Source organism: Tessaracoccus yangjingae (genome assembly GCF_054483935.1).
In genome coordinates, this window is record NZ_CM137014.1 from 3,081,413 (window position 1) to 3,098,772 (window position 17,360).

The window sequence follows — 17,360 nt, forward strand, 5'->3', positions numbered from 1 at the left end:
GGAGACACCGTGAAGTTTCTGACCAACCTCAGGCGGCATGCGGTTGCGCGTCCCTTGCTGCTGATCTTGGCCCTCCTCGTCGTCGGGCTCAGCTACAGCGTCGTCAGCCCCCAGCGTTCGTCCGCGGAGACCGAGATGACGCAGCAGATCGAGGAGGGCAAGGCCCTGTTCGACCTCACCTGCTCGTCCTGTCACGGCCTCGGCGGCGAGGGCACCTCGCAGGGGCCGTCGCTGATCGGCGTCGGCGCCGCCTCCGTCGACTTCCAGATGGGCACCGGGCGCATGCCCGCCGCCCGCGAGGAGGCGCAGCTGCCCGCCCGCCAGGTCAACTACACCCAGGAGCAGATCGAGGCTGTCGCGGCCTACGTGGCCACGCTCGGCGCCGGGCCCGCCATCCCCACCGAGGACCAGTACTCCCCCGAGGGCCTGACCGAGGAGGAGATCGCCCGTGGCGGGGCGCTCTTCCGCGCCAACTGCTCCGCCTGCCACGGCATCGTCGGCGGCGGCGGCGCGATGCCCAACGGCAAGTACGCCCCCTCGCTGGTGGAGACCGCCCCGGTCCACATCTACGAGGCCATGCGCTCCGGCCCCCAGCAGATGCCCACCTTCTCCAAGGACGTGATGCCGGACCAGAGCGTCCGTGAGATCGTCGGCTTCCTGGAGGAGTCGCACTCCCAGCCCAACTACGGCGGACTGACCATGGGCGACGCCGGCCCCGTGTCCGAGGGCTTCTGGGCCTTCGTTCTCGGCATCGGTGGCCTGGCCATCGTCGCCACCTGGATCGCGAAGAAGGGGGCCCGGGCCCGATGAGTTACGACAATCTGCCGGTGAAGGACCCCGATCTGGGGCACAGCGTCGCCAACCCCGGGCTCGAGGAGGAGGTGCCCCGGTACGTCGACGTCGACAAGGCCGCGGGTGACCGCGCCTACCGCGGCATCCTGATGATGCTCGGCGCGGTGCCGCTGCTGGCCATCGCGTTCGTGGTCATCTACTTCGCCGTCCCGCGCGACATGTACATCGACTTCGGCATCCTCACGGCCAACGCGCAGAACGTGGGCTTCGGCCTCACCGGCGGCCTGTCCGCCGTGCTGATCGGCGTCTCGGTCATCCAGTGGGCCAAGCTCATCATGGACGACCGCGAGATGGTCGAGATGCGGCACTCGGCGTCCTCGAGCCCCGAGCAGATCGGGGCCATGATGCAGGGCTGGGAGGACGGCGTCGAACAGTCCGGCGTCCGTCGTCGCAAGCTCATCCTCGGCGCCCTCGGTGGCGCCGTCGGCATGGCTGTGGTGCCCAACATCATCCTGCTCGCCGACATGGGCCCGCACCCCACCAGGGCGGTGCGCGCCGAGACCATCGAGCAGACCATCTGGGCCGAGGACGTGCTCATCCTCAACGACGAGAACTGGCTGCCGATCCGCCCCGAGATGCTCGAGGTGGGCCAGCTGGTCAACGCCCAGCCCGCCACGCTGCGGGACCTGCACGGGGTGGAGGCGCACCAGGCCAAGGCCAAGTCGTCGCTCATCCTCGTGCGCATGGACCCCAACTCCATCAAGATCCCGGAGTCGCGCAAGGACTGGCAGGTCTCAGGCATCCTCGCCTACTCCAAGATCTGCACCCACGTGGGCTGCCCCATCTCGCTGTGGGAACGCCAGACGCACCACCTGCTCTGCCCGTGCCACCAGTCCACGTTCGACCTCGGCAACAGCGGCGTCGTGGTGTTCGGGCCGGCGGCCCGCGCCCTGCCGCAGCTGGCCATCAAGGTCAACGCCGACGGCTACCTCGTCGCCCAGGGGGACTTCACTGTCCCCGTCGGCCCCAGCTACTTCGAGCGTGACTCGAGGAACGACTTCCAGGATGGTGACCAGTAATGGCAGATCCCACCACTGTCGCCCCGTCGTCGCCGGCGGTCGAAGCGAAGGCCGCTCCCACGAGCAACCCGACGGTCCCCGGCGGCGTCCGCTGGGCCGACGACCGCGTCGGCCTGTCGAAGCTCAGCGGCGTCCTGCTGCGCAAGGTGTTCCCGGACCACTGGTCCTTCATGCTCGGCGAGATCGCCCTGTTCTCGTTCATCGTGCTGCTGCTGACCGGCGTGTTCCTCACCATCTGGTTCGTGCCGTCGATGGCGGAGATCGAGTACGACGGCTCCTACCAGCTCCTCAAGGGTCTGCCGGTGTCGGAGGCGTTCGCCTCCACGCTGCACATCTCGTTCGACGTGCGCGGCGGCCTGCTCGTGCGCCAGATCCACCACTGGGCGGCGCTGCTGTTCGTGGCCGCAGCCACCGTGCACATGCTGCGCGTGTTCTTCACCGGCGCGTTCCGCAAGCCGCGTGAGGTCAACTGGCTGATCGGCGTCGGCCTGCTCTCGCTGTCCCTCATCGCCGGCTTCGCGGGCTACTCCCTGCCCGACGACCTGCTCTCGGGCACCGGCCTCCGGTTCGTCGACGGCCTGATCCGGTCCATCCCGATCGTGGGCACCTGGGCGGAGTTCTTCGTCTTCGGCGGCGAGTTCCCGGGCAGCATCCTCATCCCGCGGCTCTACATGGTGCACATCCTGCTCGTGCCCGGCATCCTGCTCGGCCTGATCTCGGCCCACATGGCGCTGATGGTCTACCACAAGCACGGCCAGTTCCCCGGCCCCGGCCGCACCGAGAACAACGTGGTCGGATACCCGATGTTCCCCGTCTACATCTCCCACATGGGCGGCTTCTTCTTCATCGTGTTCGGCTTCCTGGTGCTCATGGGCGGCCTGTTCCAGATCAACCCGGTGTGGGTCTACGGCCCGTACGACCCGGCGAAGGTCACCGCCGGCTCGCAGCCCGACTGGTACATGGGCTGGGTCGAGGGCGCCATCCGCATCATCCCGGCCATGGAATGGCACTTCGGCAGCACCACCTGGACGTGGAGCGTGTTCCTGCCCGGCGTCGGGCTGATGGGCGTGCTGTTCACCGCGCTGGGACTCTGGCCGTTCATCGAGGCGTGGCTGACCGGCGACAAGCGCGAACACCACCTGCTGGACCGTCCGCGCAACCAGCCCACCCGCACGGCGCTCGGTGTCGCGGGGATGGCGTCCTACGCCATGTTCTGGCTGGCCGGCGGCAACGACATCATCGCCACCCGCTTCTCGCTGGACCTCAACGCCATCACCGTGGTCATGAGGGTCGCGGTGTTCGTGGCGCCGGTGATCGCGTTCATCGTCACCAAGCGGATCTGCCTCAGCCTCCAGCGGGCGGACCGTGAGCGGGCCCTGCACGGCTCGGAGGACGGCGTCATCGTCCGCTCCCCCGCCGGCGGCTACTCGGAGGCGCACGTCGCGCTGCCGCACGACGAGCAGTTCCTGCTCACCCAGCACCTGCAGCACAAGCCGCTGGAGGTGGGCTCCGACACGGACGCCGCGGGCGTTCGCCGCAAGGGCGGGGTGTCGAAGCTGCGGGCGCGGCTGTCGCGGTGGTACCTCGGTCACGACATCGCCAAGCCCACGGCCGGTGAGCTGGCGGCGGCGTCGCACCACGGCGCCCACGGCTCGCATGGGCACGGGCATTCGCTCAACGGCGACGGCGTCGACGGCGTGGACGGCCACGAGCTGGACGGGCCGCGTCACGGCTCTGAGGCCGGTGTCGGCGCCGGGGCTGATAAGGCGGGATTGCACCACTAAGGATTGGTGGGTCGGAGGGCGTCGTCTGCGGACGGCGCCCTCCGTGCGTTGTGCGGCGGCGGAAGGGGGCTTGAGTCTCGCCGTCGGCACCTCTTCGCATACCGTGCGCCCCCGTCGACGCCTCTTCGCATACCGTGCGACCCTGTCGACGCCTCTTCGCATACCGTGCGCCCCCGTCGACGCCTCTTCGCATACCGTGCGACCCTGTTGGCACTTCTTCGCACACGGCGGCCCGCTTTGCATCCCGTATACGGGATGCAAAGACGGCAACGCTGTGCGAAGTACGCCACCAACCGTCGTCAGGTATGCGAAGAGGCCAGCCCGGCCCGCTGCGACGGAGTGTGCAGAGTTGTTCGAGGCCCCAGGGTGGGAGCGGCCCTTCCCGCAATCCACAGAAGAATCTCCAGGGGCGCGAAGCTGTCCACACCACCCCTCGCGTCCGCGAGAACCACGAACCCGTTCACGACTATGGGCCCGTGCAGGAACTCATCACACGCGCCGAGCTCGACCAGCTCGGCTGGACAGCACACAACCTCAGCACAGCGATGCGCACCGGAGAGCTGAATCGACTCCGTCGCGGCTACTACAGCGGGGCCGACGACAAGACGCGCCAAGTCATCCTGGCCACCAAGGATGCCTGCAGCCCGGAGGCCGTCCTGAGCCACGCGACTGCGGCTTGGCTGCACGGGCTCCCGGTCAGGCGGGCGGCCATGGACTCGGTTCACGTGACGCGAAGCCGCCGAGGGGGCGGCCGAGCCGATCCCGGGGTGCATGTCTACGCTTGTCCGCTCAGGCCCGACGAGGTCCAGCTCGTCGGCGAACTCCCGGTCACGACGGTCGCGCGCACCGTCGTCGATCTCGGACGGCACGAGCCGCTCGGTTGGGCGATCGCCACCGGAGACGCGGCACTTCGCGCGGCAGCCTCAGCGGAGGAGCTCACAGACCAGATCTCAACTCAGCTGCACCGTGCTGTCCACCGTCCCGGGCTCCGGAGGGCACGATTCGCGGCAGGCTTCCTGGATGCCCGTTCGGAGAGCCCCGGAGAGTCGCTGAGCCGATTGCTCATCCACGAGGGCGGCCTGCCTCGTCCCGAGCTGCAGGTTGAGTTGAAATCCTGGGACGAGGACGTCCGCGTGGACTACCTGTGGCCCAAGTTCGGACTCATCGGCGAGTTCGACGGCGCCGTCAAGTACGGCATCGACATGTCAGGCCCAGACCCGACGGCTGCGCTCATGAAGGAGAAGCGTCGCGAGGACGGTCTGCGCGCACACGGCTACATCGTCGCCCGATGGACCTGGGACGACCTGCGCGTGAAGGGAAGGCTGGCGCACCTCATCCAGACGGGGCTCGACACAGCGCGGCGCGCGGCTGGGGTCTCTTCGCATACCGCAGAGCGCTTTGCATCCCGTATACGGGATGCAAAGAGCGCGACGGTGTGCGAAGAGGTCCACCAGCCGTCCTCGGCCGCAGGCTAGTCAGCGACGCCGGCGGAAGCGGGGCTTGAGCCTCGCCGTCGGCAGGGGCGGGGCGGCGAGCCGCCTCGTCGCTCCCCTGTAGCCTTCGACGTCGCCGAAGCGTTCGTCGCCGGCCTGCCACGCCTCGCGGAGCTCGACGATCTCCTCGTGGCTGCGGCCGATGAAGTTCCACCACATCACGATCCCCTCCTCGAACGGCTCGCCGCCAAGCAGCATGAGGCGGGCGTCGCGGTCTGTGGGGTTGCGGAGTCGCAGGTGGCCGAGACCGGCGTCGCGGACGCCCATGGCGTCCTTCTCGATCAGCACTCCGTCCATCTCGACCGCGCCGATGTCCACCAGCAGCCCGTGCTCGAAGCCGGGGTCCACCTCGAACTCCCACTCCGCGCCCGGCCGGAGGATGAGCTCCGCGCCCAGCAGCCCGGTCTCGGTGGTGATCGGCGACGACGCCCCCGCGAGTTCCCCCACCATCACTCTCGCCGTCCCGCCGGGGATGTCGACGACGTCGGGCCGGTGGTGCTGGAAGCCGCGCTGGGCGTCCTTGGCGTGCTCGGGCAGCACCACCCACAGCTGGACGCCGTGCAGGTAGCCGGTCTGCCTGGTGGTGACCTCCGAGTGGGAGATCCCGTGGCCGGACGTCATGAGGTTGACCTCGCCGGGGCGGACGAGGTCGTGCACGCCGCCGGAGTCGCGGTGCTCGATCTCGCCGTCGAACAGCCAGCTGACGGTCTGCAGGGAGGTGTGCGGGTGGGGGGCGACGTCCATGCCGCCGGTGGCCTCGACGAGGTTGGGGCCGTAGTGGTCGGCGAAGCACCAGGCGCCGACGAAGGAGCGCTCGAGCTGCGGAAGGGTGCGTCGGACGGTCATCGCGTCGGCTCCCTCGCCGAGCGCGACCAGCTTGGGCGCCAGGTGCTGGACCTCCGTCGGCGGGTGGTTGTGGTGCTCGCAGTCGACGAACTGCGGGGAGGCTTCGACGTTGCTCATGACACTCCTTCGTGCGGATGTGCCCAACGGTAGCCGCCGGTGTCGCGGTGGCGGTGTCGTCGCGGTGACCCGTGCACGAATCGCCGCCTCGCCCGGTGCTCAGGGCCCTATGGGGCTCCGAGGGGCGGGTGCGACGGCGTGTCGTGCACAGGAAGGCGGGTCGCCCGGGTTGAGTGGGGGCCCGAAGCGGCGCTCAGCTCAGGCGGGGCTTCCTGAGGCGGACGGCGAGCGCCCACACCCACAGCACGCCCAGCACCCCGAGCAGCATGCCAAGGGTCAGCAGCAGCGGCGTGACCAGGAACGTGCCCGTCGCCACCTGCGGCAGCACCCCTGCGCGCGCCAACAGCAGGAACGACGCCTCGACGCCGGCCAGGATGCCGGCGGCGATCGCGAACTGCTTGGCGACCACCCTCCACCTGGCCCAGCTGCTCCGGCCGCGGACCGTGAGGTACAGCTCGTGGAACGGCATCGTGAAGGCGAGCAGGAGGTAGAGGAACCCGCCCAGGCCAGTGCCCGGGAGCCCGGCGCTGTTCATGTCAGTGACCCTTCTCGTAGACCAGCAGGGGCTTCCGGAGCACGACCTCGGTCACGATCGCCTCCAGCATGTAGACCGCGTTGACCGTGCGCAGCACGAAGAAGCTGGGCACCGACGCCAGGGCCCGCCAGAGCTCGCCCCTCGCCCAACCCTTCGCCAGCACCGGCACCAGAAGCGCAGGCAGGTCGAAGACGTAAGCCAACAGCAGCCAGGGGTTCTGGAAGATGATGGCCAGCAGCGGCAGCGCCACCAGGTACACCATCGAGGCGATCACCGCGTCCCACATCGAGACGCCGACGATGGTGCGCAGCAGCGGCATCGGCAGGATGTCGGTCCAGTGGAGCCGCACGTTCTGCACGAACCCGTGAGACCAACGCTTGAGCTGCTTGCCCATGAAGCCGAAGTCGTGGGGCTCGATCGGGTAGCAGACCGCCTCGGGGATGAACCGGACCTTGTGACCCTGGGTGTAGAAGGTCCAGGTGAGGTCCATGTCCTCGGCCCTCGTGCGCTCGGACCAGCCACCGGCTGCCTTGAGCTTGACCGTGTCGTAGGCGGAGAAGCAGCCCGACGAGATCATCGGCTTGCCGTAGTAGTCCTGGATGGGCTTGTAGAACGTAAACGCCATCAGGTATTCCACGTAGCGGCCGCGCTCCCAGAGGGTGCCGACGTGACGCGGCAGCACGAAGCCGCAGGCCGCCGCGACGTCCTCGTCGGCGAGGGGCGCCAGCAGCTTCTCGATGGCGTCGGGGGCGAGCGTGGTGTCGGCGTCGATGGCCATGGTGTAGCGCGTCTCGACGAAGGTGAGGGCCAGGTTCTGTGCGCCGGCCTTCGACCCGGTGTTGCGTTCGGGGCGCATCACCTCGGCGCCCGCCGCCTCAGCGACCTCGCCGGTGCGGTCGGTGGAGCCGTCGTCGACGACGATCACCCGGCCCGGAGGGCACGTCTGGGTGAGCACGCTGCGGACGGTCTCACCCACCGATGCTTCCTCGTTGTAGGCGGGGATGATGACGGTGAGCCCGAGCGCCATCTGGGCGATCGGGTGCAGGGGTGTCGCGGTGAGGGTGCTGTCCGGCACGGTGGGGGGCTCCGTCTGTCAGAGGGCACGTCGCGTGCCGACGGACAGCTTGCCGGACGCGGACGCGTCGGGGCACGTCGAGGGGACCGGATCGGGAGAAGTCTGGCCAGAGGTTAGTTGACTTACGTGCGTTGGTGTCGCGGCAGGGCCTGGGGCCGGTGGGGGCCGTCGTCGCGGCCGTGCACGAAACGCCGCCCCTGCCGCCCCTCGTGGCCGCATGCGGCACCGGGCGCCACTTCCGACGCGAGGCGTGCACAGGAATGCGAGGGGGCCGAGGCTGGGTCCGGCGCGCGCTGGGGCGGGTAGACTGACACGCTGTGCGATTCCTTCACGGCGACCCCAGCTACGACCTGACCTACAGCGACGTCTTCATGGTCCCCTCCCGCTCGGGGGTCAGCTCCCGGCTCGACGTGGACCTCACGTCCACCGACGGCCTCGCCACCCCCACCCCGCTCGTGGCGGCGAACATGACGGCCGTCTCCGGGCGGCGCATGGCCGAGACCATGGCCCGCCGAGGCGGGCTGGCGATCTTCCCGCAGGACATCCCCAGCGACGTGGTGGCCCGGTCGATCGACAAGGTCAAGGCCGCGCACCCGGTCTTCGAGACGGCCGTCACCGTCTCCCCCACCACCACCGTCGGCGAGACGCTGAGCCTGATCGGCAAGCGGGCGCACGGGGTTGCGGTGGTGGTGGACAAGGACCGGCGCGTGATCGGGCTGGTCACGCCGCAGGACGCGGTGGACTCAGACCGGTTCGCGCAGGCCAAGGACATCATGACCAGCGACGTCACCCGCGTGTCGGCGGACACGACGCCGGCGCAGGTGTTCGCAGTGCTGAGCGAGCAGCATCAGAAGGTGGCGGTGGCCGTCGACGCCGACGAGCGGCTCGTCGGCCTGATGACGCCGAAGGGCGCGCTGCGCACTGCCATCTACTCCCCCGCCGTCGACCACGAGGGGCGGCTGCGCGCGGGTGTCGCGGTGGGGATCAACGGCGACATCCAGGCCAAGGTCCGCGCCGCCCTGGAGGGCCGCGCGGACGTCATCGTCATGGACACCGCCCACGGGCATCAGGAGAAGATGATCTCCGCGCTCAGCATCGCGCGCGACGTCCGTGACGTGTTCGAGGCCGAGACTGGCCGCCGCGTCCTCATCGTCGGCGGCAACGTGGTGACGACGGAGGGCTGCGACGACCTCATCGACGCCGGCGCGGACATCCTCAAGGTAGGCGTCGGGCCGGGAGCCATGTGCACCACGCGCATGCAGACCGGGGTGGGGCGCCCGCAGTTCTCGGCCGTGCTGGAGTGCTCGGCGGCTGCGAAGGAGCGCGGGAAGTCCGTCTGGGCCGACGGCGGGGTCCGCCACCCCCGCGACGTCGCCCTCGCGCTCGCCGCCGGCGCCGGCTCGGTGATGATCGGCTCCTGGTTCGCGGGCACCCATGAGTCCACTGGCGACCAGCTCACGGACAACCAGGGCCGCGCCTACAAGGAGTCGTTCGGCATGGCGTCCGCGCGCGCCGTGCGCCAGCGGACGCGGGAGCAGTCGGCGTTCGACCGCGCCCGGGCCGCGATGTTCGAAGAGGGCATCTCCTCGTCTCGGATGTACCTGGATCCGCGCAGGCCGGGCGTCGAGGACCTGATCGACTGGATCACCTCAGGCGTGCGATCGTCGTGCACCTACGCGGGCGCACGGAGCCTCGACGAGTTCGCGGAGCGCGCCGTCGTCGGCGTGCAGTCCGGGTCCGGCTACGAGGAGGGTCGCCCGCTCGATCAGAGCTGGTGAGCCTCACAGGGCGGGCTCGTCGGAACGGTTCACCATCGGCCAGTCCTCACTGGCGCAAAGGGTGTTGTCCGACACGGACCTGTATTCTCTCACGACCTTCTCAGGTGTTAAGGTGTGCTAGACCATACGCCTCGGCGCACACGTGCCGGTTTAGAGGGGAAACCACCATGGCTTTTGACCCAGCCGCTCCTATCAATCGCCGCACCGTGACCAAGGGCATCGCCTGGTCGGTGCCCGCCGTCGCCATCGCCGGCGCCGCGCCCGCATTCGCAGCCAGCCGTTGCGTGCCGGAGCCTGTCATTGACGGCGACAAGTCCTGCAAGAAGGCGAACGAGAACTCCTACAAGATCGTCTTCAAGATCGCGGGCGACAACTGTGACCCGGGTGCCTGCTCTGGCACGATCACCAAAGTTTGGGAGGCGACCGGTCAGGGCCGCACCCTGTTCAGCGGTTCGCACCCTGCGGATGGCAACACCCCGCTTGTGCTCTGCAACACCTACAACATGTCGGCAAATGTCATGGTCGAAGCCACCATCAACTGCGGTGGCAACATCACGCAGTTCAGCGGTGAGGTCGATGTGCCGCAGTTCAACAGCGCTGCAGGTTGCGACGATCCCAACTTCTGCGTTACTCCCTCCTGAGGCTGAACTGAAGACCAGCCAATGACGAGGAGGGGCTGACCATCAGGTCAGCCCCTCCTGCACGTCTGGGCGCATTTGTCTCGTTGTGCAGGAAGGGGCCCGGTCCATCGGACCGGGCCCCTTCCTTTTCGCGTATTCAGTGCTTGTAGTCGCCCCGGTAGAACTCGAGGATCCACCCGCTGGCCGACCAGATGCCGATGCCGAAGCCCACGAGGCTGATCCAGGGCTGCGACAAAGCCGGTCCGAGGAAGATGATCATCACCGTCACCGCGGCCCAGAAGGGCCAGATGCTCTTCGGCGCGAAGAAGCCGATGGTGCCCGCCCCCTCGATCACCTCGGCGTCCGCGCGATCCTCAGGGCGCGGGTCGAAGCTCCGCGCCGTCAGGGTGAGGTAGCCGGCGATCATCAGCCCGAGCAGGCCGGTGAAGCCCAGCACGAACGTGCCGGCGATCTCCCGCGCCATGAACCAGTAAATGGGCGTGACGATCAGGAAGAAGACGAACATGAACCAGAAGACGTACTTTTCGGCTCTCACTGCTTGGTGCCCTCCGGCTCGACGATCGGGTTGACCCGGTCCAGCAACTCGCCCGGGTCCTCAGCGTGCAGATTGGCGCTCTCGACCAGCTCGGGACGCGCCAGGTCCAGCGCAGGGCTCATGGAGCGGATGCGCGGCAGCGAATCGAAGTTGTGCCGCGGCGGCGGGCAGGACGTGGCCCACTCGAGCGAGCGGCCCCAGCCCCACGGGTCGTTGACGCCGACCAGCGGGGACTTCCGCGTGATCCACACGTTCCACAGGAACGGCAGCATCGACACGCCGAGCAGGAACGCCCCGAACGTGGAGACCTGGTTGAGGAAGGTGAATCCCTCCCAGGCGCCGTAGTCGGCGATGCGCCGCTGCATGCCCTCGACACCCAGCCAGTGCTGCACGAGGAACGTGGTGTGGAAGCCGACGAACAGCGTCCAGAAGTGCACCTGACCCCACGTCTCGTTCAGCATCCTGCCGGTGAACTTGGGCCACCAGTAGTAGAAGCCGGCGAACATCGCGAACACCACCGTGCCGAACAGCACGTAGTGGAAGTGCGCGACGACGAAGTAGGTGTCGGAGACCTGGAAGTCCAGCGCCGGCGCCGCCAGGATGATGCCCGTCAGTCCGCCGAACAGGAAGGTGGTGAGGAACCCGATGGCGAACGTCATCGACGTGTTGAGCGTCAACGACCCGCGCCAGATGGTGCCGATCCAGTTGAAGAACTTCACGCCCGTCGGCACCGCGATCATGAACGTCATGAACGAGAAGAACGGCAGGTTCACAGCCCCGGTGACGAACATGTGGTGCGCCCACACCGAGATGGACAGCGCGCCGATGGACAGCGTCGCGAACACCAGGCCGTAGTAGCCGAACACCGGCTTGCGGCTGAAGGCGCTCAGCACCTCGGTGATGATGCCGAAGAACGGCAGCGCGATGACGTAGACCTCGGGGTGGCCGAAGAACCAGAACAGGTGCTGCCACAGCACGGGGCCGCCCGACGCCGGGTCGAACACCTTCGAGCCCAGCACGCGGTCCGCCTCGAGGACGAGCAGGCCGGCGGCCAGCACGGGGAAGCAGATGAGGACCATGAGGGAGGTGACCAGGATGTTCCACGAGAAGATGGGCATCCGGAACATCGTGAGGCCGGGGGCGCGCATCGTGATGATCGTGGTGACGAAGTTCACCGAGCCCAGGATGGTGGACAGGCCCAGCAGGTAGAGGCCCATGAGCCACAGGTCGTGGCCGATGCCGGGAGAGTGGATGGCGTTCGACAGCGGGGCGTAGGCGAACCAGCCGAAGCTGGCGGCGCCGTCGGGGCTGAGGAAGCCGGCGCAGGCCATCGAGGAGCCGAACACGTACAGCCAGAACGAGAACCCGTTCATGCGCGGGAACGCGACGTCCGGGGCGCCGAGCTGCAGCGGCAGGATGGCGTTGGCGAAGCCGGCGAACATGGGCGTGGCGAACATCAGCAACATGATGGTGCCGTGCATGGTGAAGAACTGGTTGAACGTCTCGTAGTTGACGAACTGCATGCCCGGCGCGGCCAGCTCGGCGCGGATGGCCAGCGCCAGGAGGCCGCCGAATCCGAAGAAGAAGAACGCGGTGACGAAGTACATGTTGCCGATGACCTTGTGGTCGGTCGTCGTCAGGTACTTCATGACCGTCTCACCGAGGCGGTGCGGCTCGGTCTTGGTCTCCTGCTGGAGTGCGGTGCGCTCGGTGATGGTTGCGCTGCTCACTGGTGCTCCTCCGGTGCTTCCGTGGGCAGAACGGCCTGAATGGCCTCCTGCAGCTCCCGCTCGCCCGCGTTGCCGTTGGCGGCGAGTTCCTTGACGTGCGCGGCGTACTCCTCCTGCGAGACCACGTGCACCTTGAACAGCATCAGCGCGTGGTACTGGCCGCAGAGCTCGGCGCACTTGCCGTCGTAGGTGCCCAGCCTGTTGGGCGTCACCTCGAAGGAGTTGGGGTGCCCGGGGATCACGTCCATCTTGAAATAGAAGGACGGCACCCAGAACGAGTGGATCACGTCGGCCGACTGCAGGTTGAACCGCACGGTCTGATCGACGGGGAGGTACAGGTCCGGAATGACTTCGAGCGTGCCGATCTCGTGGGCATTCGTGCCGATGTCCGGGTTGTCCTCCTCCATGTAGTTGAAGGTCCAGGACCACTTCTGGCCGATGACGTTGATGGTGACGTCCGGATCGTCCGACTTCTGCAGCACCGCGTCGGATGCCTTCACCGTGTAGAAGAACAGCACGCCGATGATGAGGAACGGCACCAGCGTGTAGAGCAGCTCGAGGGGCAGGTGGTAGGTGGTCTGCCGGGGGGCGGGGGCATCCCCGTCCTTGCGGCGGTAGCGGACGACGGCCCAGCCGATCAGCCCCCAGACGAGCACGCCGATGACGAGCGAGGCGATCCAGGCACCCACCCACACGTTGCCCATGATGGGAGCCTGCTCGGTTGCCGCCTCGGGAAGCCCGAACCGTGCACCCTGTTCCGAGCACGCCGTCAATCCCGTCAGCGAGAGCGGGACCCCGACGAGGAGGGAGCCACGAACCAACCGCCGACGCGATGGCGCAGGATTGCCACTCACAAGTTGCCCTTCCGTTGACCACTGGCCTGCGATTCTCCGCGCTGGATTTCACAGGACACCACTGCTGGGGCCCACCTTAACGCAAAAAGTCACCCCCGCGGAGAGCTCTCCGCGGGGGTGGCTTACAGTAGGAAGTTTCAGACCATTCTCAGTGGAACGAGTCCCCACAGGCGCAGGATCCCTGGGCATTGGGGTTGTCGATGGTGAAGCCCTGCTTCTCGATCGTGTCGACGAAGTCGATGCTGGCGCCGCCGAGGTACGGGGCGCTCATCTTGTCGGTGACGACCATGACGCCGTCGTAGTCCGTCTCCACGTCGCCGTCGAGCGTGCGATCGTCGAAGTAAAGCTGGTACCGCAGGCCGGAGCAGCCGCCGGGCTGCACCGCGATGCGCAGGGAGAGGTCGGTGCGGCCCTCAGCGTCCAACAGGGCGCGGACCTTCTGCACGGCCACGTCGGTGAGGACGACGCCGGTCTGGATCTGGGTATCGGTCACGCTTGGCTCCAAGTCGTTGTCTGGATGGATGTTCCACGATTCTACGCCGCTACCTCAAGAAACCCCATCCCCGTATCGCCCACGGCGTAGGGCGTTGTCACCAGGACCAGGTGGTGGCCACCCTGGCCGCGACATCTGCCAGGTGCCGGGGGGTGGCCTCACCGTCGGCGCCGGGCGTCAGCGGGTAGGCGGCCTCCAGTCCGGCCAGCCGCAGCTCCCGGGCGGAGACGAAGTTGCGGCCCACGACGGCGATCACCGGCCGCAACGCCTCCCCCGCCATCGACACCACCCGCTTCACCACGGGCCCGCCGACGGCGTGGAAGTCCAGCGACTCGGCGCCGGTGACCACCACGTCGGCCTGGGCGAGCGTGCCGGCCAGGCCGAAGACGTCGACCAGATACGTGAGCGGGTCGGTGACGATGCCGCCCATGGCCTGGATCAGCAGCCCCGCTCCCCCGGCCGACCCGGCACCGGGCTCAGGCGTGAGACCGAGATGGGCGGCCCACCGCCCCGCGGCCGAGTCTGCGCTGAGCACCGACGCGAGGTCCATGCCCCGCTCGCGCCCCTCCGTCGCGGCCAGGCCGGTCAGGCCGGTCAGCGGCCGCTCCGGCTGGCCCTCCGGGACGAGGGCCACGAGCCGCCGCCCCGCCCACGTGTCGCGGGCGGCCTTCAGCGCGGTGACCGGGTTGGCGCCGAACGCGTCCAACGCCTCCCTGCCCAGGTCCGCGACCTGGCAGGAGGTGAGGTCCAGCACCAGGTCCCCGCCTGCCTCCGCCAACACGGGTCCCAGTTCGGCCGCGTCCGACGGCGCCGCCAGGGACGCCCCCGCCGCGACACCCACAGCCCCGCTCAAGGCGGCACCGGTCACCCCCAGCGGCACGACGACCACCTCGGCGCCGCGCTCGGCGAAGGCGCGGGCGATGGTCTCCGACGCCTCGGCCGCGCTGAGCCCGGCGAGGGCATCGGATGCGACGACGACTCTCAAAGCTCGCTGGACTCCGCGTCGGCCTCGTTCAGCTCGTCATGGGCGTCAGGGATCAGCCCGTAGTACTCGCTGATCTCGTCCAGCAGCCCGCGCATCTCGTCGAGCGTGACGTCGGAGTCCGGCAGCACCAGGTCCGACTCGGCCAGCACGTCCTCCGGGACCTCGATGCCGCGGGCGCGCACGCCGTCGACGAGTTGCGTGAGCGCGGCGCGCATGCCGGCCTCGTCACCGGCCGCGACACGTTCCTCGAGCGTCCGGTCGAGCTCGTTGAGCTCCATCAGGTGTTCGGGCTCAAGGACCCACTGGCCCTGGCCCATGATCCGCACGATCATGCCTGCGACTCCTGCGAGGGCGCGGCGGGCTGCTGCACGCCAGCCGGGGCGGCGGGTGCCTCCGTGGTGCCGTTCGACGGCGCGGAGATCTCGGCGCGCGGCGCGGGGGCCCCGGTCAGCTGGGCCTTCATGGCGGCCAGCTCGTTCTCGACCGTGGAGTCCGACGCCAGGGCGTCGAGCTCGCGCGTGATGTCGTCCTTCACCATGCCGGTGGGATCCTCGAGCGCGCCGGAGGCGAGCAGCTCGTCGACGGCGGACGCGCGGGCCTGCAGCTGCAGCGTCTTGTCCTCGGCGCGCTGGATGGCGAGGCCGACGTCGCTCATCTCCTCGGAGATACCGGTGAAAGCCTCGTTGATGCGGGTCTGCGCCTCGGCGGCGGAGTACGTGGCCTTGATGGTCTCCTTGCGGGTGCGGAAGGCGTCCACCTTTGCCTGCAGGCGGGAGCTGGCGCGCACCAGCTTCTCCTCCTCGCCCTGCAGCTGGGCGTGCTGCGCCTGCAGCTCGTCGAGCTGGGTCTGCAGGCCGGCCTTGCGGGTCAGCGCCTCGCGGGCCAGGTCCTCGCGGTTCGACTCGAGGGCGCGCTGCGCCGCCGACTGCAGCCGCTGCACCTCCTGGTTCATCTTGTTGGCCTGGAGCTCCACGCGCTTGCGGCTGGTGGCCACGTCCGCAACGCCGCGTCGCACGTTCTGCAGCAGCTCCAGCTGCTTCTGGTACGAGTAGTCGAGGGTCTCGCGGGGGTCTTCGTACTTGTCGAGCGTCTTGTTGGCCTTCGACTTGAAGACCAGTGCGATGCGTTCAAAAATGCTGGCCACGGGGTGTCCTTCCACGACAACGTGCTGTGTGCGCCTCCACGTTAGCGCGGCCCCGGTGCACCCGGAGTCGATCGCTCCCCTGAGCTGACCCTGACCCGGCTCGGGTAGAATGGGCAGCCGTACCCGCCCCCCGCACAAGGACACCACCGTGGCACTGTTCCGGCCCTACGAGCGCAACGACAAGTCGAGCTCGACCGATCACATCTCGACGCTGACGCCCAAGGGCGAGAAGGCAGCGGCGAAGGCGTCGGAGAAGCCGGCCGCCGCCGCCGAGCCCGCCGCCGACACCGCTGCCGCGACGGCCCCCAGGCAGGTGGTCCGCAAGAAGGAGGGCGCCACGCCCACCCGTCGCGCCGCCGAGGCCGCCCGCATGGAGCGGCTCCACCCCACCCTCACGGCCAAGGAGCAGCGCAAGGCTGATGCGCAGTCCAAGTCCCGCTCGCGCAATGAGGCCTGGGAGCGGGTCGAGAAGTCCCCGGAGCGCCAGCTGCTGCGCGACTACGTCGACACGCGCTGGACCGTCGCCGAGTTCATGCTTCCGGCGATGATCCTGGTGATGGCGGGCGTGATGGTGACCATGAACAACGTGGTGGTCTCCAGCTGGATCTCGATGAGCCTGTGGGTGCTCCTGGGCTTCACCCTCATCAACGTCGGCATCATGTGGCGCGGCTTCAAGAAGCTGCTGGCCGAGCGCTACCCCGACGCGTCCACCAGGGGCCTGCTGGTCTACATGTTCAACCGGTCCCTGATGATCCGACGGTTCCGCCAGCCGGCCGCGCGGATCAGCCGCGGCGACGCCATCTGATGTATCACTGGAAGCCGGAGACGGGGTCGTTCTCCGTCGGGGAGCTCACTGCCGTGGGTCTGCTGCACCGGTTCGAGGACCAGTCGGCCGCCGAGGAGTGGCTGGGGCTGTTCTACGGGGAGTTGCTGGAGCAGGGCGTTGCAGAGGTGAGCCTCTACGAGGAGGACCGCCTCATCTACGGCCCGATGTCTCTGGCTCCGTGACCGCGGGGCGCCTCGCCAGCACGGCCCCGAAGGCCACCATTCCCAGCCCCGCCGCGACGGCGAACGGCGCCTGCTCCCGCGCCACCGCGATCCGGTCCTCGTAGCGCTGCACCTTGCCGCCGCGCTCGTTGGTCAGGCTGGAGTACTCGCAGGTGTCGCCCGGGCCCATCTCGATGCCGCGGCAGGACGTCGACGGAGACGCCCACGACACCACGCCCCACGCGGCGACGGCGACTCCGGCCACGATGAACGCCCACAGGCCCACCCGCTTGATCATGCGGGCAAAGGTACCCGCCGGCGCCGGAGGCCCCAACTTCGCTCCCAGTGGTCATCACCGTCAGCTCGTCGGGGGGATGGGTGGGCCAGGCGCGTGCAGTGCGAGGCGGAGGAGTGAGGCGATGCGGGGGCATCGTCGAAGAGACGACAACGGAGGATTGTGCGTGCCTGGGCCGGCCAGACCCCCGGTGAACC

At 68.6% G+C, this 17,360-nt stretch carries 19 protein-coding genes; 8 read left to right on the top strand and 11 right to left on the bottom strand.

The genetic code is table 11. From position 1 onward, the window contains the following. Positions 1-9: 9 nt before the first annotated feature. The 4 genes from qcrC (at position 10) to ACX1D3_RS13930 (ending at position 5,130) form a co-directional block, all read left to right on the top strand. Positions 10-810 carry a cytochrome bc1 complex diheme cytochrome c subunit gene (qcrC, locus tag ACX1D3_RS13915; RefSeq protein ID WP_458994415.1) on the top strand — a complete coding sequence of 267 codons (801 nt, stop codon included), beginning with the start codon at positions 10-12 and terminating at the stop codon, positions 808-810. Further along, positions 807-1,871: a cytochrome bc1 complex Rieske iron-sulfur subunit gene (gene qcrA, locus ACX1D3_RS13920; RefSeq protein ID WP_458994416.1), complete on the top strand. Its 1,065-nt coding sequence runs from the start codon at positions 807-809 to the stop codon at positions 1,869-1,871. Before qcrC ends, qcrA begins: the two co-directional genes overlap by 4 nt. Further along, a complete protein-coding gene (qcrB, locus tag ACX1D3_RS13925) occupies positions 1,871-3,655 on the top strand; it encodes a cytochrome bc1 complex cytochrome b subunit (protein ID WP_458994417.1) in 1,785 nt (594 codons plus the stop codon). The genes qcrA and qcrB overlap by 1 nt, the downstream gene beginning before the upstream one ends. Before the next feature lie 476 nt (positions 3,656-4,131). Then, positions 4,132-5,130, top strand: a complete 999-nt coding sequence (locus ACX1D3_RS13930; protein WP_458994418.1) for a hypothetical protein — start codon at positions 4,132-4,134, stop codon at positions 5,128-5,130. Here the strand turns inward: ACX1D3_RS13930 and ACX1D3_RS13935 are convergent, their stop codons facing one another. From ACX1D3_RS13935 to ACX1D3_RS13945, 3 genes are all read right to left on the bottom strand, one after another. After that, entirely contained in the window at positions 5,131-6,111 is a 981-nt protein-coding gene (locus ACX1D3_RS13935) for a pirin family protein (protein WP_458994419.1), read from the bottom strand. A 193-nt stretch (positions 6,112-6,304) separates the two neighbouring features. Continuing rightward, positions 6,305-6,646 carry a hypothetical protein gene (locus ACX1D3_RS13940; RefSeq protein ID WP_458994420.1) on the bottom strand — a complete coding sequence of 114 codons (342 nt, stop codon included), beginning with the start codon at positions 6,644-6,646 and terminating at the stop codon, positions 6,305-6,307. A 1-nt stretch (position 6,647) separates the two neighbouring features. Then, a complete protein-coding gene (locus ACX1D3_RS13945) occupies positions 6,648-7,721 on the bottom strand; it encodes a glycosyltransferase family 2 protein (RefSeq protein WP_458994421.1) in 1,074 nt (357 codons plus the stop codon). Between the two features lie 317 nt (positions 7,722-8,038). On the opposite strand from ACX1D3_RS13945, the gene ACX1D3_RS13950 reads away from it, so the two are divergent. After that, positions 8,039-9,499: a GuaB1 family IMP dehydrogenase-related protein gene (locus ACX1D3_RS13950; RefSeq protein ID WP_458994422.1), complete on the top strand. Its 1,461-nt coding sequence runs from the start codon at positions 8,039-8,041 to the stop codon at positions 9,497-9,499. 206 nt (positions 9,500-9,705) lie between these two features. Continuing rightward, the gene (locus ACX1D3_RS13955) at positions 9,706-10,140 is read left to right on the top strand and encodes a hypothetical protein (RefSeq protein ID WP_458994423.1); all 435 of its coding nucleotides are present in this window, start codon (positions 9,706-9,708) and stop codon (positions 10,138-10,140) included. Positions 10,141-10,276: 136 nt separating this feature from the next. Here the strand turns inward: ACX1D3_RS13955 and ctaF are convergent, their stop codons facing one another. The 7 genes from ctaF to ACX1D3_RS13990 all read right to left on the bottom strand — a co-directional run bounded on the left by ctaF (position 10,277) and on the right by ACX1D3_RS13990 (position 15,881). Then, positions 10,277-10,675: a cytochrome c oxidase subunit 4 gene (gene ctaF / locus ACX1D3_RS13960; protein WP_458994424.1), complete on the bottom strand. Its 399-nt coding sequence runs from the start codon at positions 10,673-10,675 to the stop codon at positions 10,277-10,279. Further along, positions 10,672-12,405, bottom strand: a complete 1,734-nt coding sequence (gene ctaD / locus ACX1D3_RS13965; protein ID WP_458994425.1) for an aa3-type cytochrome oxidase subunit I — start codon at positions 12,403-12,405, stop codon at positions 10,672-10,674. The genes ctaF and ctaD overlap by 4 nt, the downstream gene beginning before the upstream one ends. After that, positions 12,402-13,259 (bottom strand): aa3-type cytochrome oxidase subunit II, encoded by an 858-nt coding sequence (gene ctaC, locus ACX1D3_RS13970; RefSeq protein ID WP_458994426.1) that lies wholly within the window; start codon positions 13,257-13,259, stop codon positions 12,402-12,404. The genes ctaD and ctaC overlap by 4 nt, the downstream gene beginning before the upstream one ends. A gap of 148 nt (positions 13,260-13,407) precedes the next feature. Further along, the gene (locus ACX1D3_RS13975; protein WP_458994427.1) at positions 13,408-13,764 is read right to left on the bottom strand and encodes a HesB/IscA family protein; all 357 of its coding nucleotides are present in this window, start codon (positions 13,762-13,764) and stop codon (positions 13,408-13,410) included. 85 nt (positions 13,765-13,849) lie between these two features. Continuing rightward, positions 13,850-14,737, bottom strand: coding sequence for a glycerate kinase (locus ACX1D3_RS13980; protein WP_458994428.1), 888 nt, complete (start codon positions 14,735-14,737; stop codon positions 13,850-13,852). Further along, positions 14,734-15,069 carry a PspA-associated protein PspAA gene (gene pspAA, locus ACX1D3_RS13985; RefSeq protein WP_458994429.1) on the bottom strand — a complete coding sequence of 112 codons (336 nt, stop codon included), beginning with the start codon at positions 15,067-15,069 and terminating at the stop codon, positions 14,734-14,736. Before pspAA ends, ACX1D3_RS13980 begins: the two co-directional genes overlap by 4 nt. Then, entirely contained in the window at positions 15,066-15,881 is an 816-nt protein-coding gene (locus tag ACX1D3_RS13990) for a PspA/IM30 family protein (RefSeq protein ID WP_458994430.1), read from the bottom strand. Before ACX1D3_RS13990 ends, pspAA begins: the two co-directional genes overlap by 4 nt. 148 nt (positions 15,882-16,029) lie before the next feature. On the opposite strand from ACX1D3_RS13990, the gene ACX1D3_RS13995 reads away from it, so the two are divergent. Further along, positions 16,030-16,686: a DUF3043 domain-containing protein gene (locus tag ACX1D3_RS13995; protein ID WP_458994431.1), complete on the top strand. Its 657-nt coding sequence runs from the start codon at positions 16,030-16,032 to the stop codon at positions 16,684-16,686. Then, positions 16,686-16,889, top strand: a complete 204-nt coding sequence (locus tag ACX1D3_RS14000) for a hypothetical protein (protein WP_458994432.1) — start codon at positions 16,686-16,688, stop codon at positions 16,887-16,889. The genes ACX1D3_RS13995 and ACX1D3_RS14000 overlap by 1 nt, the downstream gene beginning before the upstream one ends. On the opposite strand, the gene ACX1D3_RS14005 is transcribed toward ACX1D3_RS14000, so the two are convergent. Continuing rightward, a complete protein-coding gene (locus ACX1D3_RS14005) occupies positions 16,858-17,166 on the bottom strand; it encodes a hypothetical protein (RefSeq protein WP_458994433.1) in 309 nt (102 codons plus the stop codon). The genes ACX1D3_RS14000 and ACX1D3_RS14005 overlap by 32 nt on opposite strands. Positions 17,167-17,360 lie beyond the last annotated feature (194 nt).